The sequence below is a fragment of the Prevotella sp. 10(H) genome, from assembly GCF_000711235.1.
Classification (GTDB): Bacteria; Bacteroidota; Bacteroidia; order Bacteroidales; family Dysgonomonadaceae; genus Dysgonomonas.
Map to the genome: position 1 here is coordinate 328,332 of NZ_JOMI01000007.1, position 23,476 is coordinate 351,807.

A 23,476-nucleotide genomic window follows, 5' to 3' on the forward strand; every position below is an offset into this window, starting at 1 on the left:
ATAATTACTTATAAAGGTGCGCCTCCGGTTTTCCGACTGGAGGCGTTCTGTAAATATATTTTGACAAAATATGAAAAATAAATATTTAATACTTCTGTTTATTTTATTCTTATCCGTCCCTTATTCCAAAGCTCAGGAAAATATAGTATTAACTTCACCCAATGGGGAAATAAGTACATCTGTTAAGATATCGGATAAAATCTATTATTCTGTTTCGTATAATGGAACAGAACTAATGAAAGATAATCTCTTACAACTTAATCTACGAGGTCTGAATTTAGGGGAGAATCCAAAGTTGATATCGGAAAAAAGAAAGAAGGTAAACGACGATATGACCCCTGTGGTACCACTAAAGTTTTCTACTGTAAAAAATGAATATAATCAATTACTGCTTGTTTTTAAAGGCGATTATTCAGTAGAGTTCAGAGCATTTGACGATGGCGTAGCCTACCGTTTCATTACCAATAAAAAAGGCGATATAGAGGTGATGAACGAAGAAGTTCACTTCAATTTCCCGGACGATTATTTTCTGCACTTACAACAGGTGTGGAGGACATTCGGTACACCATATGAAGAACCTTATACTCATTTGCCATTAAAGGAATTCAATGCATCCAGTAAAATGTCGACGCTTCCTATCCTTATAGATACAAAAAAGAATTATAAAATATTGTTCGCAGAAGCTGGCTTGCACGATTATCCGGCTATGCTCATAAAAGGAGAGGATGATCTTTCAGTAAGCGGTGCCTTTCCACGTTGTCCACTAAAGCATGAGTATAAAGGTGGCGACCGTATTGTAATTAGTCAGGAAGCCGATTATATGGCCAAAACTACAGGGCAAAGGACATTCCCTTGGCGCTTTTTTCTTATCACTAAAGAAGATGGACAACTTATCGAGAATACGATGGTTTGCCGCCTGTCCGAGTCTTCGCAGATCGAGGATACATCATGGATTCTCCCGGGTCAGACAGTATGGGATTGGTGGAATTATGCCATGCCGTATGATGTGGATTTTGCAGCGGGAAGAAACCAGGATACCTATAAGTATTTCATAGATTTCGCTGCCGAAAGCAATATACCTTATACATTGATTGACGACGGCTGGGCAAATAGCCGCAAGGAGCCTTTCAAAGCCAATCCGAATGTAAATATGCCGGAGGTTATAGAATATGCGAATAAGAAAAATATAAAAATCATCTTATGGATGCATTGGTCGGCTATAGAAAACAATATGGATAGCATATTCAGGATTTACAATCAATGGGGTATTGCAGGTGTTAAGATTGACTTCATGGAACGCAACGATCAGTGGATGGTTAATTTCTACGAACGAACAGCGAAAGAAGCCGCAGCTAATAAAATGATCGTCTTATTTCACGGCTCATTTAGTCCTAAAGGTCTGGAGTATAAATATCCTAATGTTCTCGCATACGAAGCGGTGAGAGGGCTCGAATGGAAAGGTGAAGCCACTGCCGATAACGGTATTTATTTGCCTTTTATGCGTAATGCAGTAGGCCCGATGGATTATACACCGGGTGCCATGATGAGTATGCAGCCCGAGTTCTATGCAAACAGCGATTATAATCCTGCAGCTATTGGTACACGCGCTATGCAACTGGCTCATTTCATAGTGTTTGAAAGCGGAATGCAGATGCTTGCCGATAATCCGACCCGATACAATAAGGAAAAAGAATGTTTCGACTTCATTACCAGTGTACCCGTTACATGGGATGAGACAATTGCTTTGAAAGCCGAAGTAGGGGAGTATGTCGTGGTTGCCAAGAGGAAAGGGCAAAAATGGTATATCGGAGCCATAACAAATAGCAAACTGAAAGAAAGGAATATCGAATTTGACCTGAGCTTTCTCGATAAAGGACGTACTTATAAACTGACTTCTTTCGAAGATGGGCCGAATGCCAACTATGTAGCGATGGATTATAAGAAAAGAATTGTAAATTTGGATGCCGGAAAGAAAGTTACGATAAAATTGGCCAAAAGCGGAGGCTGGGCTGCTGTTCTTGAATAACCCATAATCATTAACCCACATATAACCTATGAGAAGTAGAATCTTAATCTTATTGTTTTTATCCCTTTATTTTTTGAATCTGAGTGCCCAGAAAAAAATAGAGTTGCTTTCTCCTAACGGGGGAATTAAAACAGTTATAACCGTTTCCGACAAGATATATTATAGTATATTTTATGACGGAGAAGAACTGTTGACAAATAATCATTTACAGCTTCAGCTGAAAGGCGAAGTTTTGGGGCAAAATCCGAAACTGACTGGCCAGAAACAAACAAAAGGCTCGGAAACAATAAAGCCTATTGTACCCTTAAAATATTCAACTATAGCAAGTGAGTATAACAAGTTATTATTGACCTTCAAAGGGAACTACTCAGTGGAATTCAGAGCCTTTGACGATGGTATAGCTTATCGTTTTGTAACCGATAAGAAAGGTGATATAGATGTTTTGGGAGAAGATTTCACTGTTAACTTTCCCCGCGAATATTTACTTCATCTACAGCAGGCAGGAAGATTTAAAACTGCTTATGAGGAGCCGTATACTCATATGACGAGCAGCGACTGGAAAGCATCGGATAAGATGTCCACACTTCCCGTTCTGATCGATACAAAGAGTAAGTACAAAATCCTTATCTCAGAATCTGACCTGAGCGATTACCCTTGTCTGTTTCTTAAAAGTAGTGGTGCGAACGGTATTGTTTCCACATTCCCTAAAGCTCCATTAGAGTTTGGCGAAGATGGCGACCGTAGCCTTAAAATACTGAAAGAAGCTGATTATATTGCCCGTACATCCGGCACAAGAAGCTTTCCGTGGCGCTATTTTGTAATCACGAAAGACGATTCTCAACTCATTGAGAATACATTGACCTGCAAACTTGCCACCCAGAATGTCTTGAGTGAAACGAACTGGATTAAGCCCGGAAAGGTCAGCTGGGAATGGTGGAACGATGCTTCACCTTACGGCCCGGATGTGAATTTTGTATCCGGTTATAACCTCGAAACCTATAAATATTATATCGATTTCGCATCTAAATATGGTATCGAGTATATCATTATGGATGAAGGATGGGCGAAAACAGTTTTCGATCCTTATACTCCGAATCCTAAAGTAGATGTGCACGAACTCATACGTTACGGTAAAGAAAAGAATGTTGGTATTGTCCTTTGGCTGACTTGGCTATGCGTAGAAAACCACTTTGATGTATTCAAAGTATTCAAAGACTGGGGAGTAAAAGGTGTAAAGATCGACTTTATGGATCGTAGCGATCAGTGGATGGTAAACTATTACGAACGGGTAGCAAAAGAAGCAGCTAAATATGAGTTGCTGGTTGATTTTCACGGCTCTTTCAGCCCTAAAGGATTAGAATATAAATATCCGAATGTGATCTCTTATGAAGGTGTGCGGGGTATGGAACAAATGGGAGGATGTACGCCCGATAATTCTATTTACTTTCCGTTTATGCGAAATGCAGTAGGCCCGATGGATTATACTCCGGGTGCGATGATAAGCACACAGCCCGAATCTTACGGTGCGCGTCGCCCTAATTCGGGTAGTATAGGTACCCGCGCTTATCAGATGGCGCTTTTTGTAATTTTTGAAAGCGGAATTCAGATGCTGGCTGACAATCCTACCCTGTATTACCGAAATCCCGATTGCACTGAATTTATTACACAGGTTCCTGTAACATGGGATGAAACCAAAGTGTTGAAAGCCGAGGCCGGACAAGTAGCTGTAGTAGCTAAACGTAAAGGCTCTAAATGGTATATAGGCGGTATGACAAACAATAAGGAGAAAGAAAGGAACATAGAATTGTCTTTTGATTTTCTGGATGCGGGTAAGTCTTATAAGATGACTTATTTTGAAGACGGTATCAATGCCGGACGTCAGGCTATGGACTATCGTAAAAAAGAAATCAGTATCAGTAAAGGAGATAAACTACCTGTAAAAATGGTAAGAAACGGCGGTTTTGCTGCCGTGATAGAGTGAGCGGATAAATGTGTATCTTATTGTAAATTAATGAAGGAACTGCGAGCCGATTTAGGTTTGCAGTTCTTTTTTTGCTATATTTGAGAAACCTTAAATATCAGTATATGAGAGATAAACTGCTTTTTATATTTTCTTTTATTCTTTTTCTCGCTGCATTATCTTCATGCAATAGTCCTGAAAATAAAAACGAAGTCAGGCATCTGACGTTCCAGCTCGACGGCAAAGAATACGATAAACTGTATTTGAAGTGTAGGCGTTTTTCATCTATGGGTGTAACCTTAAGAAAGCCCATATTTATAGAAGGTAAGGAAATAGAAAACAATAAGTGGCTGTTCGAAATTCCTGATTCGATAAATCAACAGATACGTTATTTTGAACTTAAAAAGAGTATGACTGATTACGATGCAGATGTCGAAACATTTGTTGAGTTTTTGTTCAAGGAAGGGAAAAAAGAATATATGAACTCTCTATTGTTTTATGACGACAGATTACATTCTATAAAAGCCCGGTATCAGAAAAACCATTTGGATACACTTCCTTTATTTGTAGGTGTAGACGAAGATAGGACTATAATTTATTCAACCGATTATTTCAGCGTTGAATTGAATGATATAAAGGATACAGAAATGGAAGTAGCTCTAAGATCCAAAAACTTTGGTGTTAATAATTGGGATGGTTATGAAGTCAGTCTGGGAAATACTAAATCGCAAATTGAAAAATATCCGTATTCAAAATATTTATTGAGGGATGTAGCCTTTAGCAGAAAGCAATATAAAAGAGAAGATTTAAAAGATGTTTTGGACCTCTTTACAGAAGAGGTTAAAAAGTCGGAATACGGAAAAGAAATAGTGGATTATATTCATTTCAATCCTGACGATTTTGCTTTTACAAATGTAAAGCTTAGAAACTCATTGACAGACGAAGCCGAATTTATTGTCCTCAACAAGGAAAAGTATAACCTTATAGTATTTTCGGCATATTGGTGCGGCCCTTGTCACCGGCTTATTCCTGTGATAAAAGAAATATATAACGACACAAAAGATTATTTAGATATAACCTATATTTCCCTCGATGATCCGGAAGATAAACCGAAATGGGTAGATATATTGAAAACACATAGTGTTCCGTGGCGTAGCCTTTCTTTATCGGATGACGGATTTAGCTTGAAAAATGAATATCAAATTAATTCTGTTCCATATGCCGTACTTATTAATCCTCAGGGCAAAGGCAAGGTAATAAATATCTGGTCGGAAAAAGAAGAATTATATAAATTGGCGGATAATAAGGTTTCTCATTAATATCGTTAAAGATATACACCAATATACAAACGAATAGTACCGGATTTTAAGAGCTTACTAACCTTAAAATTCCGGTACTATAATATTGAAATGCGATGTCTATAATTATCTATGAATAATCTCCACCCGTAATCACCTAAAGTTTAACATGAAAAATTCACAATCACCTATGATTATTTAGAATCTTAAAATCAAAAACTTCACATTATTCAAAGATTAAATATGGCCTGATCCATAGACAAACATTTCAATGACCTGATTCACTTATCACTTATCTTTATATTTTGCAGGCTTCTGTGTTATTAAATCGATAAAGTATTTCTTTATAGTTTCCGCCTGTTCCGGAGTAACCGTCAGGTAACTATGATTTCCATTTTCGCTAGGCGTAAAACGGCTGATTGCCTTATCGTCTATCTCGATAGTACCTTTACCCGATGAGCCGAAAAAGCCTTTATCGTTCTCCACAACGTAGAGCAATGATGTCAAATCCCATGTTTGCCTGTCATAAGGCATTTGCAGATAAGCTTTGTATCCTTCTACCAGTGGATTCGGCATACCCCAGTTGAAATCATTTTCTATGCTCGATGCCGGATAGAGTATGGCGTCTCCCAGTTCGTAAGGTGAGGCGACTATAGGTGTCGGCCATTCTTTCATTACTTTCTGTACCGCCGGAACATCACATTTCACATTGAATTCCTGAAAATTTGGGTCTTTGAAATGTCCCATCATTGCCGACAACAGTACGACTTTTTTCTTTACTAGTTCTTTCCCTGTCAAAGGTGAGTAATCATCGGCCGGACTATCCAGCAATTGTGCCAGATTAGTAGAGAAGCCTACCGAAACAATATAAACCGATGCATCGGGCTGTGCAGCCAGCACTTTACGGTACAGGTCTACCGACTTAGGGAAAGCGTTATAATCTTTCACAGTCCTCTCAAAGACTGGTTTACCGTCTTTTTGCATCTGGCAAACAACCCGCACGAAATTATCTTCATTATCTATTTTGGTACCGTTAACTACTATGCCGATAGGAATATCGGGATGCCCGTACCATGTGTTCATGATGTCTACATATTCGGCACAATGTTTACTTACTTTTGTAGTAGGAATAGCCAATAGGTTGACACGCCCTGCTTCAATGTATTTGTATAACATATCCAGCGCCAGAGCGTCGTCTACGTCGTTGCCCATATCCGTATCGAAGATGATGTTGATAGGCTGGCTGTTTTTGGCAGTTCCCTGTTCGGTTGCATCGGCTTTTTCAGCCTTTTTACCCGAACAGGCAATTAATGAAAATGCAGCAATAGCTGTCAGTAAAAAGTTTTTTTTCATATTATTAGTTGTTTATAAATTATTTTAGTTTTATGTCCGTCCTGCGTAGACAATCAGTCCGAGTCCGCAGACGAAGAGAATAAACATCAGGGTAAGTAAAAGATTTACGGTCTTGGATGTTCCTTTAAATTCTTTCCAGATGAAGATGCCCCATATCGCAGCAATCATAGGTGCTCCCTGCCCTAAAGCATACGAGATCGCCGCTCCGGCTTTACCTGCAGCAATATAGCTGAACAAGGTTCCCAATGCCCAGATACATCCGCCTAATACTCCTACCATATGTGTACTGAATGTACCGGAGAAATATTCCTTGTAGGTGACAGGGGTGCCAACAAATGGCTTTTTCATAACAATGGTATTGAATACAAAATTACTCAGGAATACTCCTATCGCGAATACAAAGAATGCAGTATAGGGTGTAATTTTACCCACAGCAGGCTGCTCGAAATTATCTAGGTCCATAGCTGCCGCTACAAAGCGATAGAAGAACGACATCAATATTCCGGCGAAAGCAGCAAGGAGAATACCTTTTTTCGCATTTTTATCCGATTTATTATCTGCCGTTTTCTTACTTGCTGCAATACCGTTCAGTATTATAGCAATGACAATAAGGAATACTCCGAGGAATAACGATACAGGGTCGCCTTTCGGTGTACTGAAATAATTGATAAACACCCCTAAGACTAAAGCCAACCCCACTCCCAACGGGAATGCAACTGATAATCCGGCAATAGAAGTTGAGGCGGCCAAAAGTATATTCGATGCATTAAAGATAACTCCGCCTATCAGTGCACTGACCAGAAATGCAGTATCTGCTTGCTTAATATCTTCGAGAAAACCTCTTCCCGAATCCCCTATACTTCCTAATGTAAATGCCATGATAACAGCAAATACAAGTATCCCTATCGCATAATCCCAATAGAAGAGTTCATACCGCCACGTCTTTCCTGCGAGTTTCTGGGTATTGCCCCACGAACCCCAGCAAAGCATGGTAATAAAGCAGAATAATACTGCCAGTGAATAATTATCTACTATAAACATAAGCTTTTAATGTATTAATTTAAAGTCAACTTCTTTTCTTGACGGAATAGAGGACTGGGCACCCATTTTAGTTACTGTTATCGCTGCGCTTTCGGTTGCGAATTTCACAGCATCCACCAGATTTTTACCCTCGGATATGGCTACAGTCATTGCTCCGCAGAATGTATCACCGGCAGCGGTGGTATCTATTGCATCTACCTTTGTGGCCGGTATTTCATAGTAATTATCGCCCTCTTTCAATAAAGAACCGAGCGAGCCGAGAGTGACCACTACAATGTCCACGCCTTTATTGCTTATTATCTTTGCTGCTTTCTTTGCACTTTCCCAGTCTGTAACCTTTATGCCTGATAAGATTTCGGCTTCGTTCTTGTTCGGAATCAGCATATAAACATTTTTCAGCAGGCTGTTCGATAATGATTGTGCTGGAGCGGGATTCAGTATCACTCTTACTCCCTTTCTTGCAGCTATTTCAGCGGCTTGCTCTACAGTTTCAATCGGAATTTCCAGTTGCATCAATAACAGATCGGCTGCCCCGATTGTACTTTCCGCTTCATTGATATCTTCAGGACACAGCGACATATTAGCTCCCGATGCAACGATTATGCAGTTTTCTCCTTTGCGGTCTACTGATATCAATGCTACGCCCGACGGTGTGGTAGGGTCGGAGAGGATATATCCTGTGTCGAGGCCTTCTTCCTCATATTGTTTTATCGACTGGCGCCCGAACAGGTCATTGCCTGTCTTAGCAATAAAAGTTACATTCCCACCCAGACGCGCGGCGGCTATGGCCTGATTGGCTCCCTTTCCTCCCGGATTCATGAAGAAAGTCCCTCCCAATATGGTTTCGCCGGGAACAGGGAGCCTGTCGGATTTTACCACCATGTCTGTATTACAACTTCCTATTACAACTATTCTTTTCGTGTTCATTTACATTCAATTATAAAGTTATCGGAATCATTTTGATTGACATTTATATATTTACTTCGAAGTTTTCTATATAATTTATTTTTGAAATATTTCCGGATATTTCCGGATGAAGTATACCGGAGTACAGCTCCATGCATGGCAATAGCTGTTCATCGGATAAAAATTGTACGGTGACCTGAACTCATCATTAGGGTCATACACTTCCCAGAATGTATCGGCTCCTTTTTTCAACATACCGCCCCAATAGTTTTCAACCACATTACGGGCTTCTTCCGGCAAGTCGCTGTTTATCAAAGCCTGTACATAATAGTGATACATGTAAGGCCCTCCCGGATAGCAGGCATTTTCTGTTGTCGGTAACGCTTTCAACGCTTTTTGTGCCTGTTCCTTCGACGGAACGCCACCGAGAACCATCCATACCTGTGAGGCGTATGATACCTGATCGTTCAGTAAGCCTGTATAGAATCCTGTTTTTGGATTATAATAATTCTTCTGGGCGGCTTTTGTCATCTTTTTAATCAGAGCAGGTAATTCGGCTACTTCTTTTTCCCTGTTCAGCAGCTTGGCAAGTTCGTATGTTTCGCGGAGGGCGAAAATAGATATGCCCTGCAATGGTACTTCACGATGAAAGTTATCTTTCCAGTCGAAGAAAATCCACCATTCGCGGTTTGCCTGTTCGAAGTCCATCAATCCGTTTTCCTGTACATATTTTTTTACGATATCTATTTGCTTCTTGGCTACAGGCCATAAGTCTTCCGCTGTTTCCCTGTCGTTGGTCGCTTCCAGATAGTCCTTTAATGAAGAGGTAAACAGAAAGGAATAATCTAGCAGCTTCTGTCCCGATTGCGGATGAGGTTCGGGAACTTCAAAAACTGTTCCGTGAAGCCATCCCTCCGGCTGACTAAGTGCAGCAAGCAGATACATACATCTTTTTGTGAGATTGTTTTGTTTGAAAGACTGGTAATTGGCTAATGCTTCAAGGTAGAGGTCACCTAGCCAGAGCCGCTGGTCTCTTTTCGGCCCGTCTTCATATACAGTCTGCATGCATTCTTTGAGCGTATTTAATCCAACTCTGTCTATATCTTTAAATATCTGAGGCGTTGTGCTTAATAGTGGGGCTGGCGTGGTAGCTGCAGATGTAACAGCATCGCATTTCATATCCGAGATATTGAAGTCGTAAGACGAGTGCGCCAGTAATTCTATTTTTACATACCTGAACGATAAGCGACGTGGTATAGTGACTGTTGCCGGTAACGTCATCACCGTCATTATTTCGTCCTGCAGCCACGCACGGCTTAGACTGCCTTCGGGGAAAGGATCGAAAGGTGTCATGATTTCCGCCGGAACCTCACCGAAGGTTAGCTTAAATCGTAAAGGTGCGTCCGGAGTGTTTTGCAATATACCTACAGAGAAGCTGAAAGTTCCGGTTATATGTTCTCCAAAATCGATTATAGCTGTTTTTTTAGCTTTAAACGATTCTTTGTACAAGTCTTGTATCGGTGCAGAGCGGACAGCTTTCCATCCCTGAAATGCATCGGCATCTTTTACCATATTCACCTGCTGTACAGGTTTTTTCTCAGTCACTATCAGGGTCGGCTTGTTAGTTTCGGCTTTTTCGAGCCACGATACGCGTTTCGACTGATAGATGTCCTGACTGTAAGAGAACAGGCTGTATGAAATCAAAGCCAATAGAAGTGTTGTTTTATAAGTGAAAGTATTCTTCATGATAATCAGGTTTAAAAAAGAAATAAAAGGATGCACCGCACATAGCGGGTGTGAATGATTATTGCAGATGCATCCTCTCACTAAAAAATATTATATTTCAGGAAATATCCACGGACTACGGTATGCAGGCCGCAAGTATTTATCCGCTTCAGCATTATTGAATGTTTTAGCATTGTCGTCGTATACTAAACGTGCTCCGTCCATCCTTGCCGAAATATTACCCAACTGGGCATATTTGGCACACAGGCTTCCGTTTTCTATGGTACATGCTGTCTGGGTATTCCGTGTCTTTACACATTCGAGGAAGTTGGAAACATGGTCTTTATGGTCGCGATAATCCGCTTTCATACTTGTTTTGCCGATTTTGTCTCCTTCGGGGTATACTTCCCAGTCGTCGCGGTTAGCAACCAGTGTTCCATTTGTTCCTTTGAATAAGACGCCGTAATTTTTGCCATAGGGACCACTTTCTACTCCGGCACTGTTAGACCATGTCATAATGAAATCATCAAAACCGTATGTAACCTGCAACGAGTCGAATGTTTCATGTGCTCCTTCAGGGAAATAGAATTTACCTCCCGATGCAATTGTATAATTAGGCACAGTTTTCACGTCCATACCCCATAATCCCATGTCCAGCAAGTGTACTCCCCAGTCGGTCATAAGGCCACCGCCATAGTTCCAGAACATGCGCCATGAGCCATGGAACCGTTGTTGATTGAACGGAAGCTGAGGAGAAGGCCCCAGCCACATGTCGAAATCTACACCGTCGGGTACGGGAGAGTCGGCGACAGGGGCAGGCATAGCAGCATAATTGAAGTTACCCCATACATTTACCTGTCCTATTTTTCCCAGACGTCCTGCACGGATATATTCTACCATTTGCTGCCAGTGTTTACTGCTTCGCTGCTGTTGTCCGACCTGAGCGACTGTATTATATTTTTTAGCCGCTTTTACCATTGCATCGCATTCGGCAATACTGTTGGCTATCGGTTTTTCTACATAGACAGCCTTTCCGGCTGCGCATGCATCTACAAACTGCAGGCAATGCCAGTGGTCGGGCGTGCCGATAATGACAATATCAACGTCTTTACGTTCCAGCACTTTTCTGTAATCATTATATAACTCGGCTTTTTGCCCGAAATCTGCTTCCAGTTTAGAGGCTGCATTTGCCAATATATTTTTGTCTACATCGCATAATGCAACGCAACGGACTTCTTTATGAGGCATAAAGTCTGATAAGTTAGCCCAGCCCATATTCTTGCAACCGATGAGCGCAACATTTATCATATCATTGGCAGAGATATTCGATAGCGTACTGCTGTGTCCTATATTAGGAAGCATTGCTCCGACTGCCAGCGCCGAACCTGTTTTTAGGAATGATCTTCTAGAAATACTCATAATTGTGAAATTTTTTGATTATAAATCCCTTATCCAGATATTGCGGAATGCTACTTCTGTGCCGTGATCCTGTAGTAAAAGCGGCAGCCTGCCATGAGCGTTATATTCAGGGAAGCCTACATACGGCGTATGCCCTTTGAGTATATAATTGTTCTGCACCATGATACCATTCAATACGACCGTAATCATAGCCGGGCATTCAAGCTTGCCGCCTGTGCCGAACTTTGGTGCTTTCCAGTAGATGTCGTATACCTGCCATTCGCCGTTTTTGGTATAAGCATTGGCTAATGGCGCCTGCTGTTTGTAAATACTTCCGGTCATACCATTTACATAGGTTTCATTGTTGTCGATATCCAATACCTGTACTTCGTACTTCGTCTGGATGATGATACCGCTGTTTCCACGGTTTTGTCCGGTGTAATTTTCAGGAGCAGGCGATTTAAATTCGACATGCAACTGGCAATCACCGAAATATTTCTTCGTGGTGATTGAGCCTGTGCCCGGTACTACAACCATTTCCCCGTTTACTACTTTCCATTTTGGTGCCTCACCTTTTTCACTTTGCCACATGGAAAGGTCTGTACCGTTAAAAAGGATTATAGCATCGGACGGCGGTTGATTTTTGTCGGCACCCGGTGTTACTTTAGGTGGTTTGGGTGTATACCATTCTGTTTGTTCGGGACTCATCTGGGCAAATAAGCCGGTAGCAATTATTGCTACAATTGTCAATAAAGTAAATCGTTTCATATATGTGTTTTTAATAATGAATTATTCGCTTTTTATACAAGGAGGTAGTCCGGGTATTAGAGATGCTTAAGTTACCATTTGGAATTTATTTTTCCAAGTATTGTATCTGCTTTTATAAAATACCTCCTGTTAATTTGCATGAATGATTATTGTTTTTCAAACTTTATAGACATGTTTTTTGTATCGAGAGAAACTTTATATGTTCCTGCTTCCCTTATCCAGAATTTATTATCGGGATTTCCTCCCGGAATAAGTTTTATCCTTGTTTCCTCGACGCCTGCTCCGCCTACTATCGGCATCAGATAGTCGCAATCCCAGTTTCCTGTTCCGCTTTCGAGCGGGAATTTAAGTTCTCCTGCTTTCAGTGGACCTTGATAGGTGTATATACCTGCTTTTTCCATTTTCATAGGGGTAGGAGCAGATATATTCCATTCGGCAGGGGTCGCGCTGCCTATCATATATACGCCATCGTAAGGAAAAGCATCTTTCTCAAATTTGATAGACATCTTTTTAGTATCCACCGTAATACGATATCCGCCTTCTTCTTTCAATACCCATTTGTTGTCTATTTTCCCTTTCGATACAAACATCAGGTTTTTGTCTTTTATGCTTGCTCCGTTCTCTTTCGGCATCAAATAATCACAATCCCAAGACCCTTTCGCTAAAGGCAATTTAAGTTCGCCTGCTTTTAACTGCCCTGCGAAAATGAATATATAAGGACTCTCGCTGCTCTTACGCATCGGTACAGGATCTTCAATATTCCAGTCGGCCGGAGTAGCGTCGCCTATCATGAATATTTCATCACACATCAGGTCGCCTCTTTTGAAATCGATAGTCATCTTATCCGTATCGAGTGTCACGCTATAAATGCCTGCTTTGGATATAACCCATTTATTATCGGGATTGCCTTTCGATACGAACATTACGTGCTTACTGTTAATATTTGCACCGTTCTGTATGGGCATCAGATAATTGCAATCCCAGTTACCTGTTCCGCTTTCGAGAGGGAGTTTCATCTCTCCAGCATTTAGAAATCCGGAGTATGTGAATATATGGGGATTGCTTTCACTTTTGCGCATCGGATAAGGGTTTGTAATATCCCATCCGGCCGGGGTGGCATCACCAACCATATAGACATTTTCGAAAACTTCTTTTTTGTCGTTCACTCCATCGATATCGATTGTCCCTGCTTTGGTATAGGCGCTACTGACGGCGATTGTTATCAGTAGAATAGTAAGATATTTAACTGTCTTCATTTTTTATAATTTAGTTTTTAGTTATATCTTTTCAAATTTGATTTTCATCTCGAATAGGTCTATGGTAACCTTGTATGCACCGGCCGTTTCTATCTTCCATTTTTTGTCGATACTGCCGTCATTCATGGCATCCTGTCCGCTGATGATCAGAATATCCATCCAATCGGTAGTTATAGGAATCAACGTCTCTTCCGGATTTAGAGGATTATGAGCCAATATGAAATCTGCCAGCCAGTCGCCTTTTACGGTTGGGAATTTTAATTCACCTTCATGTAGTTCCCCTTCGAATACAAATAGGTTGGGATTTTTTTCATCCTGTACTAATGCTACCATGGCATTCATGTCCCATCCTGCAGGGGCAGCGCTTCCTATCGGGTAGATATTTTCCGGTAGTTTATAATTGTTTTCAACGTTGAACTTAAAAGTTTTTTCAACCGGATCGCGTGTCAGTTCAGTATTAACTGCTATCACTTTAGCTTCCATTTTTACTAATCCGCCTGCTCTTTTGCTCCATTGGTTTTTCAGCAAATCGGTCAGCTGCTGATGTGAATAAGCTTTCGAAGTAATATCTTCCAAGGTAACGGCTGATTCAAAGTTATTCCCGGCTATATCAATTATGAGCTTTTGAGAAAAAGAAGTATTTTCTTCATCTTTTTTATTCACCACTTTCCATGCAAAATCGAGAGCATTTTCATCGCCTTTATCAGCAGTGAGATCGATTCTGGTATCTTCTGCGGGGCTTTCAATATTGATCTTATAGCCGTTTCTGATAAATAACTTGATTGTAGCCCAAGATGTTTTTGTTTTAGCTCCAACGACACTATTCGTTCCTTTAACCCGAGCTTCGACTTCGAAATCTTCGTTACTGTTGAGTTTCCAGTGATTCAATACTAAATCGAAAAGCTCTTTATTTGTATAGCTTTTTGTCATCTTATCACCGAGACTATCGACTTTTGTCACCGTTTCGAAGTTATTTCCCGCCTTATCCATATCGAAGTTGTAGCTGAAAGTTGAGACGTCAGTGATGTCGTTTTCCATTTTCCATGAGAATGTGACGGCTGCTTCATTTTCTTTCTCGCGGTCGATGAATATTTCAGTTTCAGGTTGAGGAGCTGTGAAAGTCAGTTTGAAGTCACCTTCGATCACCGGATCGACTCTGTATTTATCATCATCGGAGCACGAGAGTCCCATTCCGATAATCAGCGCGGCAGGTAATCCATATAGGAGTTTATATATATTTTTCATAATCTGTTACTGTTTTTCAAATTTAATCTTCATCGCTTCTGTATCTACCGTAAGGATGTAATTACCGGCCTGATCGGACGGAATAACCCATTTGTTGTCAGGGTTTCCTTCAGGTACATACATCATTTCCTGCCACTCGCCTGTTATTGTTGTGCCATTTACAGGAGGCATCAGGTAAGGTATCTCCCAACTACCATCCGATTTTACCAAAGGAAGTTTTATCTCTCCTGCATACAGCCATCCTGTATATGTAAAGAGAGTAGGTGCGGAAGGGCTCCAGTCCATAGGTGTAGAATTTGTTATTGTCCAGCCTGCCGGAGTACAACTACCCACCATAAGGACATTTTCATACGGCATATATTTGTATATAAACGTCATATCTTTCCTGCTAAAGTACATACCGTAAAGGCCGTCTTTTTCAACAGGGAACATATTGTCCGGCTCTGATTCATCTACCCGTTCTACAATGTCAAATTCTCCATCTCCTTTATTGAAAGAGGGCAGCATATTATCCTGCGACTGTATCAGTTTAAATTCCCCTTTTTTCAGATTACCTTTCCAACTGTAGAGGCGTCCATTTATCGTTTCGTCTATCAGTACTCCCTTTGCCGGATCCATACCTGCAGTTGTTGCCGAACCTACAAGATACAACGGCTTAGGCGGTGTCACATAAGTTTTCACTGTAAAGGGAACCACAGCGACTTCTGGTTTAAGATATATTGAAGAATTATTCACGTCAGCAATAATTTTTGCTTCCATACCTGTCGCTTCTCCTGCTTTTATTTTCCACCGATCGAGCAACATGTCATTGAGTTCTTCATGAGTATAGCTTTTTGTAAATACACCTTCGCCCATTTTTTCCTTTGGAATAGATGACTGAAAGTTATTATCCGCTATATCCATCTTGAAATTGTAGGTTAACGTTGTACCCTCTCCTCTGTCATTACCTGTGTTCCAAGTAAAAGTGACAGCAGTTTCATTGGCTTTTTCAGCGGTGAGTATAATGTCACTTGCTGATGACTCTATTACCAGCGGATTATCTCCCAAACCTGTTCCATTATCGTCATCATCGTCACATGCAACAAATATGTTTGTTAGCAGCATAACGGCAAGTACCGGAAATATTTTATATATGATTTTCATATTCTGCGTTTTTTAGTTTGTTATTTACCAACCCGGTAATTGTCTCAAGTTAGAATTTTTATCAGTATCGCTCTGAGGTACCGGCATCCAGTAGCTTTTGAACATTCGCTTCTGGTAGATTTTCCTTACAAAGAATGCGTCAGGGTTATTGTCGTCATCGCTTTTTTCTTTTCCATTGGCATTCATTCCCCAGAAATTATTATTGAGTATTTTATCTGCGGTTTTCCAACGACGGATGTCATCGAAGCGCAGTGCCGATTCGCAACACAATTCAATTCTGCGTTCTATGCGGATAGCTTCGCGCAGTTCATCCTGATCTTTTGGGGCGGGTATTTCGCCTTCACCATTGCCATACTGTGGAAGTCCGGCCCTCTCTCTTATCAGGTTTACATATTCGATAGCTTTCTCGGAATAACTTACTTCATTCAATGCTTCAGCAAGGCTCAGGTAAACTTCCGCCAATCGTACCAGAATAGCAGGGCGGTAAGGGCTTACCTTATTTCGCGGATCGCAATCGGGATGTACTTTCTTACGTGCCAGATAGCCGTTACAAGGTGAGTCATGTGTAGGCCCTCCGTCAGGAGAATCTTTATAAAACTGTGTTTCGCGTCCTTCCCTTCTGTACCAGCATCCATTATACAGAACAGATACATAGAAACGCGCTTCTCTATTGCAATACATATTGTATGTACCGGCAAGCGTCACCGGATTATTATCAGCATTAGGATCACCTTTCGATTCCGCCCATTTGGTATCCCGGTATTCGTTGCTTGTAGAAAAACCTTTTTCGATATAGCCCGAAGCTGAATTTATAATAGGTGAGCCATTGGCATTGTATCCTAATATCGGCCTTAATCCGTTAGACATGAAGAAATCATCGACAAGCAACTGGCTTACACCGACAGCACCTGTTCCGCCTGTACCTCGGGGCTGAGTAACATATTCATATAGGGAATGGATGCTTTCGGCACGGGCAAACAGGATTTCTTTGTTGCCGTCATTGAATTTTTTGAAAAATACATTCTGGTACGACATGAACGGGTCGATGCTGCCATCACTCAAATATTCGTAATATAGTTTGTGTCCGTTGTCCAAAGCCATCTTTAGAAGATCTTCATATGCTGTTACGGCCTTTTCCCATTTGGATAATTTAAATTCCGAATCGAATACTTTCTCACCTTTACTATTGGTAAAGTTTGCATACATAGGATCCTGATTTCCATTAACCAAAGGACTGGCTGCAAATAGTAATAATCTTGCTCTGATAGCGTGGCACATAATAGATGTTGCCCGCCCGTATTTAGTCGTTTCTTCATACATCGGAGGAAGTTCTTTTGCAGCATCTATCAGCTGTTGATTGATCCATTCAACAGCCTGATCGAAAGTTACCTGTCCTACCATTATTTCTTCTGCCGGGCCGTAGATATCGGTTATCTTGTCGAGAATAGGAATAGCACCGTAATATCTGAGGAGAAGATAATGATAGTAAGCTATAAGAAATTTAGCTTCGGCTTTCATATAATTCACCTCTTTCAAGGTAAATAGCTGTGCCGCATTTGGCTTTGCATTCTGTATGAAAATATGCGCTGCGCGTATTTTTTGCGGTAATATATTCCAGTAATTAGGATTCCAGCTGCTGGATGGATTCCAGTTGCCTGTCTGATATGAAATAATAGAGATGCCGAACTGTTCCCATCCCGGATTTACCACATAGTCGTCGCCCATGGCTTCAACTCTGTCATAGAGTGAATATGGGTCTTCTACCTGATTATATACATTTGCAAGCCATTCTTCGGTTCGGGTTTTGTCACCGAATACCATTTCCAGAGTCAGTTCATCATCCGGGTCTTTATCCAGAAAGTCGGAACAAGAACTGAAATAAATAAGCCCGAGACTTAATATGATATATCTAAATATTTTTGTATTCATAGTTGTTTTGTTTAGAAGTTAATCTCAAATCCGAATGAGAAAGTTTTCATCATCGGGTATTTAGCACCTGTAGAAGTATCTATTTCAGGATCCCATAACTTAAATTTGGAGAATGTAAGGAGGTTATTACCCCTTACAAAGAATCTTGCATTATTAAGGAACGCACTATTTGCAATATGGCGCGGCAATGTATATCCCAGTTCGATATTTCTCATCCTGAGCATGCTCATATTTCTTAACCACCACGATGAAGCCTGACTGTTGTTGGCATTGTATCCCATTTGCAATCTCGGATAGAATACGTCCTGTGAAGGATTGCCGGTAGTCCAGCGGTCATTTACATTGTCGAATATATTTCCGAGAGCTCCGTTCCCCGATCCTGGTATGAAATAACTGCTGCCTTGTCCGATAATCCGGTACGTGCGGCCGTTACCCTGAAAGAGGAATCCGAAATCGAGATTTTTATATTTCAGATTCAGTCCGAAACCATATACTATTTCGGGGTCGAATGTTCCGCCTATAGCCGTATTATCGTTAGCATCGATTATTCCGTCATTATTTACATCCTTGTATTTTATGTCACCCGGACGAAGTGTGGCCGAGAAAGTGTGGCGCGGTATACCGTCTTTGAGAACTCCGTTTTCTATATCTGCAAAGTCATCGTCAATAAACAATCCTTCTGCTATCAAACCGAAAGTCTGGCCGACAGGGCGGTTTGTTGTAGACCGGTTGGTGCCTATAACGGTAAACGGTTCGTCAGTTTCTATAATTTTGTTCTTAGCATAAGTGAATGTTCCCAAAAATGAAATGAACAGGTCTTTTGTTATACTTTTATTAAAATTCAGGCTGATATCTATTCCTTTGTTATCTACTTTTCCGTAATTATCCCACGGCTGAACAGGAATACCGACTGTGGCAGGTAAAGAACGTCTTTGCATAAAGATATCCTTACGTTTTTCTTTAAATACATCTACCTGCAAATCTATCATGTTGTTCCATAGGCCTACTTCAAGCCCCAAGTTGGTTTTAGTAACGGTTTCCCATGTCATGGTCGGTACACCGATATCGCCTTCCTGACGGCCGTTACGTACCCATTCTTTGTTATATCCCCATGTGTATGCATTTGCATAACCGCCGATGGTAGTCAGATAAGCAAAACGGCGTCCGTCCAGACGGTCATTTCCGGCTTTACCTATCGAGCCTCTTAGCTTCAGTTTATTCATGGTTTTGCTGATGGACGACATAAACGATTCTTCGGAAATGATCCATCCCACGGCTACGGATGGAAAGAATCCGTAGCGTTTGCCTTTTGCAAAGTTTTCAGAGCCATTATATCCGAAATTGAATTCGCCTACATAGCGGGAATTGAAAATATAAGAAAGGCGCCCAGCTATACCCTGATTGCGGAAAGGTAGTTTGTCTCCGTTGTCGTAATGACGTTGGTTGTACATAAACATCGCATCCACAGCATGCTTATCGAATGTCTGAGAGTAGGAAACATTACCTTCCAGGTATGTACTCTTGTCTCCCCATTCTGCACCTTTACTATATTGAAGAAAATCTTGCCCTTCACCTGATAAGAGGGTTAAGATGAGGTTGCCGTCATCATCGCGGCCTGTTGCCGGATTGTGATAATATGGTGTTTTATCCCGTTTTACCGAAGTAGTGGAATATCTGTCGAATGAAAATACTCCTTTAATTCTCAATCCCGGTAACAACATCTTTAAGTCCTGTTCGATAGAGAATAATGATTCTATCTTGCTTTGGCTTCCTCTTTCATATCCGCGTTGAGTGGCCAGTGCCCAAGGGTTGGTACGTTCCATTACGCGCGGTATTTCACCTGTGGAGTATCTTGTAGGATGTACGAACGGAGGGTTAACAAATGCTTCGGAGAATATATTATCTATACTCTCAGGTGGATAGTTGCGATCCTGCATATATCCGCCGATGTTGAAACGGAGGAGGGTAGTGGATGTGAGATCGAGATCGACATTGGAACGCACGTTGTAACGCTGTAGTTTGATAGAAGAATCCCAGTCATTCGATTTATCTCTTTCCAATATCCCGCTTTCATTGTAGAAAGCTGCAACAAATGAATAACGCAGTTTTTCGCTACCTCCCGAAATATCGACTGTCGTTCTGAAATTAGATGCATTGTCTTTGGTAATTGCGTCCATCCAGTCTACATCCGGATATAATTCGGGGTCCCAGCCTGTTCTTGTTTTATTTATCCTGTCGCCGTATATAGCGCTGCCGCCATTGTCGACACGGATATCATCCATTAGTTGCAGATAATCGGCTGCTCCGAGATATTCGGGCAGTCTTACAGGTTGTGTGATTGCATATTCGGTTCTGACCATCACTGTCGGTTTACCGATCTTTCCGCGTTTAGTATTAATGAGGATAACACCGTTTGCACCTCTTACACCGTAAACGGCACTGGCAGCAGCATCTTTCAGGACGGAGAACGATTCTATTTCCTGAGGTTCTATGTTATTCAGTGAGCGTTCAATACCGTCTACTAATACGAGCGGAGAACGGTTTCCGGCAAACGTACTTATACCTCTGATCCAGAAACTGGAATTATCATATCCCGGTTCACCCGAACGTTGTACACCGATTATACCGGATATCTGTCCGGCAAGGGCATTACTAACGGAACGGGACGAACTGACGCGCAGTTTTTCCGGCTGCACTGTAGTTATTGAACCCACAATAGATTCTTTCTTTTGTGTACCGAACCCTACCACAACCACTTCTTTGAGGGAATTGGTGTCTTCTTCCATTGTCACATTAATAATCTCGTCTTTGCCTACCTTTATTTCTTGTTTCACAAAACCGACATATGAGAATGAAAGTGTTGCATCTTCGGGTACATCGATAACAAACATACCGTCGAAGTTCGTGACTACACCGGTTGTCGTTCCTTTTACGGCAATCGTTACTCCAATAAGGGGTTCTCCTTTTTCATCTTTAATTGTTCCGGAGATTCTTTTCTTTTTAGACGATTGCAGGTCGTTGTATAGTTCATTAGCGCTCAGAGTTTCCGGAGTGGGGGTATTTATATCGGAATTATCCGAGGATTGGATTTTCTCACCTTTATCTATAAAGGCTTCATTTGCATTAGAAACGCCGGCAATAAAAAGGAACAGAGCGATAAGACGCCATATCCTGCACGTTTTTCTAATATTCGTGTTTTTCTTACAGAAACATTTTGTTTTCATCATACAGTTGTAAAGATTTAATAATTACATCGTCGTTATTCTGTTTTTAGGAGGTAGCAGATAATATCTTTGATATTGGATTATCTGATGTCTTTCGGAATTGAAAATTTTTCATAGGCATTGCGTGTTAGATCGTTGTTTTTTCTTTCATGGTATATATAGTTGTTTTTCGTATCTGTAATCTATCCGGTCGGTTCGGGCAATAAATATTCCTGCGCAACAATTTTGTCTTGTTACACCTGTTAGTCTTTTAATATATTTTTTTCAGCCTCTTCCCGGGGTAGAAGAGGTTACTGTGAATTGAAACTCCGGTTATCAGTCGATTTAAGTCGAAGCCGGACTACAACCGATATAATGGATTATTTAAAAATGTGATAAGTTTTTAATCAGTCTCAATTAATAGATTTAAGATAATTTCTGGTTTTAAATTACATTAGGTTTAAAAAGCGTTAGGTTCTCACTAAGAGAGGGACATTTCGATATTTCATCATATTGTAATGTGAAGATATATTTATCAAAAAATAAAACAAAACAAAAAATGAATGAATAATAAAATTATAAAATTGAAGTTTATGGTGCTATTGCTTTCGAATACTGTTTAATAACTGCTTATTTATTGTATTCTTATAGAATTCTAAATTAATTAATATGTGACAAAATCCACTTCGGAAAGTTGAATTTTAACAAAAGCATGTTGTCATCCTCTATACATTCCATATTCTCCAGTTCATTTTCAAATTTTTTGTAGAGTGTTTCTTTTTTTGTTTTTGATAAAAGGAATAAATCTGTATTTAGAAACTGAAAAAGTATTTTCTCCACATTGGATTTTTTATTTTTTATCTTGTTTTGTCTTTTTATGGCACGTATCGACGAAGTGACGAATTCAAAATCGTTCAACTCATAATATATCAGCAGATTGATCAGCTGTATCGGCCTGAATAGCCAGATGTTTTCATATGTATCGGTACAGATGATATGAGATAATTGCTTTTTAGCGAGATGGATATTTCCGGTCATTAAATATACGGTGGCAATAATCAAAGATAGTTGCAGATCCCTTTGCGGGGTTAATAATCCTCTTTTGTTGAAAAGGAAATCCCGGTGCTCTCCTATAATATCCAGCCCTTTCTTATAGTCTTCTATATCCGTATAAGGAACAATGCTATATACAAAATCGATGCATTGTATTTCGGCCTGAAAATAAATTGAATACCCGGTCAGATGCTTGAGCTTATCCAGAAAGTAGGGTATCTTGTCATATTTACGAATGCCTCGGAGACTTTCGAGCACGCCTTCCAGTACCAGCATATAGTATATCGGCGGATTATTCCATAATTTCTGATTGCGTTCAAACATGCTGTTTAATTCTATAAAACAATTCAGAGCCGATTTATAGTCGCCTGTGCTGATAAGATAATGTGCCTGAAACAGTTGGTGCAATTTATTTATTTCGAAGACATCGTGCTTTAAATTGGATACGAGGCTCATCTCGCTTACAACCAAATCGTTGAATAGCTGGCGCGACGACATGTTGTTTGTAACCGGTTTATACTCCAGATAAAACCTTAGCAGTTCGTATAAAGTAGACTGCTCGTTTATCTGACGGATAACTTTTATTGTTTCATTTATTTTATGCTGCTTGTCCAAAATCTCTTTCTCCGAAATTCCGTTGAATCCTTCTTTCAGGAAAAAGCTCAGTTCCATTCTTTCCAAGATCAGGAGCAGATTATAATTTTCAATTTCTTTTGCTTTGATTATAAGTTTTTCGAGCATTTCCCGATAATCGGAATAAAGATTCCTTTCATACAGAATATTGGCAGCAGATATATTATTATATAAGTTATATGTTGCATCCTGATTCTGCTTGATATCTACAAGAGTTTTCAGTATGAAATTGTACAGGTAAGATGTTGTTGCCGGAAAGAATGCCTTAGGATGTTCTTTTGTCAAACGTTTAGAAAGTTCATCCACATCATTTATATTATGTTTGTCTATCAGCTTTAGCAGTGTAATATATTCTTTCTGGGCACTATTTAGCTGAGAACGGGTGTAAATCGCTTTTTTCTCCGATTTCGACAGAGACTTCACAAGCAGTATCAGTGAATTTATTTTCGACATAGGTTGCGGATGTTTGGGCTTTCATAGTATTTATTTCAAATGTATAGAATATATATTTATATGCAATTGCAAAGGAGGTATTTAAC

The 23,476-nt window shown here is 40.4% G+C and carries 15 protein-coding genes; 3 read left to right on the top strand and 12 right to left on the bottom strand.

All coding sequences use genetic code 11. From position 1 onward, the window contains the following. The first annotated feature begins 70 nt into the window (after positions 1-70). The 3 genes from K348_RS0112900 (at position 71) to K348_RS0112910 (ending at position 5,305) form a co-directional block, all read left to right on the top strand. Entirely contained in the window at positions 71-2,026 is a 1,956-nt protein-coding gene (locus tag K348_RS0112900; RefSeq protein ID WP_029905354.1) for a glycoside hydrolase family 97 protein, read from the top strand. Between the two features lie 28 nt (positions 2,027-2,054). Continuing rightward, positions 2,055-4,007: a glycoside hydrolase family 97 protein gene (locus K348_RS0112905; protein WP_029905356.1), complete on the top strand. Its 1,953-nt coding sequence runs from the start codon at positions 2,055-2,057 to the stop codon at positions 4,005-4,007. 104 nt (positions 4,008-4,111) lie between these two features. Further along, on the top strand, positions 4,112-5,305 hold the full coding sequence (locus K348_RS0112910) for a thioredoxin family protein (RefSeq protein ID WP_029905358.1): 1,194 nt from the start codon (positions 4,112-4,114) through the stop codon (positions 5,303-5,305). 267 nt (positions 5,306-5,572) lie between these two features. Here K348_RS0112910 and K348_RS0112915 read toward each other — a convergent pair whose 3' ends face one another. The 12 genes from K348_RS0112915 to K348_RS0112970 form a co-directional block, all read right to left on the bottom strand. Further along, positions 5,573-6,637 (bottom strand): nucleoside hydrolase, encoded by a 1,065-nt coding sequence (locus K348_RS0112915; RefSeq protein WP_029905360.1) that lies wholly within the window; start codon positions 6,635-6,637, stop codon positions 5,573-5,575. 30 nt (positions 6,638-6,667) lie between these two features. Beyond that, complete coding sequence (locus tag K348_RS0112920; protein WP_029905362.1) at positions 6,668-7,678, bottom strand: GRP family sugar transporter; 1,011 nt, start codon at positions 7,676-7,678, stop codon at positions 6,668-6,670. A 6-nt stretch (positions 7,679-7,684) separates the two neighbouring features. Next, positions 7,685-8,605, bottom strand: coding sequence for a ribokinase (rbsK, locus tag K348_RS0112925; RefSeq protein ID WP_029905363.1), 921 nt, complete (start codon positions 8,603-8,605; stop codon positions 7,685-7,687). Positions 8,606-8,680: 75 nt separating this feature from the next. Beyond that, positions 8,681-10,330 carry a family 78 glycoside hydrolase catalytic domain gene (locus tag K348_RS0112930; protein WP_029905364.1) on the bottom strand — a complete coding sequence of 550 codons (1,650 nt, stop codon included), beginning with the start codon at positions 10,328-10,330 and terminating at the stop codon, positions 8,681-8,683. 90 nt (positions 10,331-10,420) lie between these two features. Then, entirely contained in the window at positions 10,421-11,728 is a 1,308-nt protein-coding gene (locus tag K348_RS0112935) for a Gfo/Idh/MocA family oxidoreductase (protein WP_029905366.1), read from the bottom strand. An 18-nt stretch (positions 11,729-11,746) separates the two neighbouring features. Next, positions 11,747-12,475 (bottom strand): DUF1080 domain-containing protein, encoded by a 729-nt coding sequence (locus K348_RS0112940; protein ID WP_029905367.1) that lies wholly within the window; start codon positions 12,473-12,475, stop codon positions 11,747-11,749. Between the two features lie 146 nt (positions 12,476-12,621). After that, positions 12,622-13,731, bottom strand: coding sequence for a SusF/SusE family outer membrane protein (locus K348_RS0112945; RefSeq protein ID WP_029905369.1), 1,110 nt, complete (start codon positions 13,729-13,731; stop codon positions 12,622-12,624). A gap of 21 nt (positions 13,732-13,752) precedes the next feature. Further along, positions 13,753-14,976 (bottom strand): SusE domain-containing protein, encoded by a 1,224-nt coding sequence (locus K348_RS0112950; RefSeq protein WP_029905370.1) that lies wholly within the window; start codon positions 14,974-14,976, stop codon positions 13,753-13,755. A 6-nt stretch (positions 14,977-14,982) separates the two neighbouring features. Further along, positions 14,983-16,119, bottom strand: coding sequence for a SusF/SusE family outer membrane protein (locus K348_RS0112955; RefSeq protein WP_029905372.1), 1,137 nt, complete (start codon positions 16,117-16,119; stop codon positions 14,983-14,985). A 24-nt stretch (positions 16,120-16,143) separates the two neighbouring features. Then, positions 16,144-18,048 carry a RagB/SusD family nutrient uptake outer membrane protein gene (locus K348_RS0112960; protein ID WP_029905373.1) on the bottom strand — a complete coding sequence of 635 codons (1,905 nt, stop codon included), beginning with the start codon at positions 18,046-18,048 and terminating at the stop codon, positions 16,144-16,146. A gap of 11 nt (positions 18,049-18,059) precedes the next feature. Next, entirely contained in the window at positions 18,060-21,275 is a 3,216-nt protein-coding gene (locus K348_RS0112965; protein WP_197027662.1) for a TonB-dependent receptor, read from the bottom strand. A gap of 636 nt (positions 21,276-21,911) precedes the next feature. After that, positions 21,912-23,390: a hypothetical protein gene (locus K348_RS0112970; RefSeq protein ID WP_029905376.1), complete on the bottom strand. Its 1,479-nt coding sequence runs from the start codon at positions 23,388-23,390 to the stop codon at positions 21,912-21,914. Positions 23,391-23,476 lie beyond the last annotated feature (86 nt).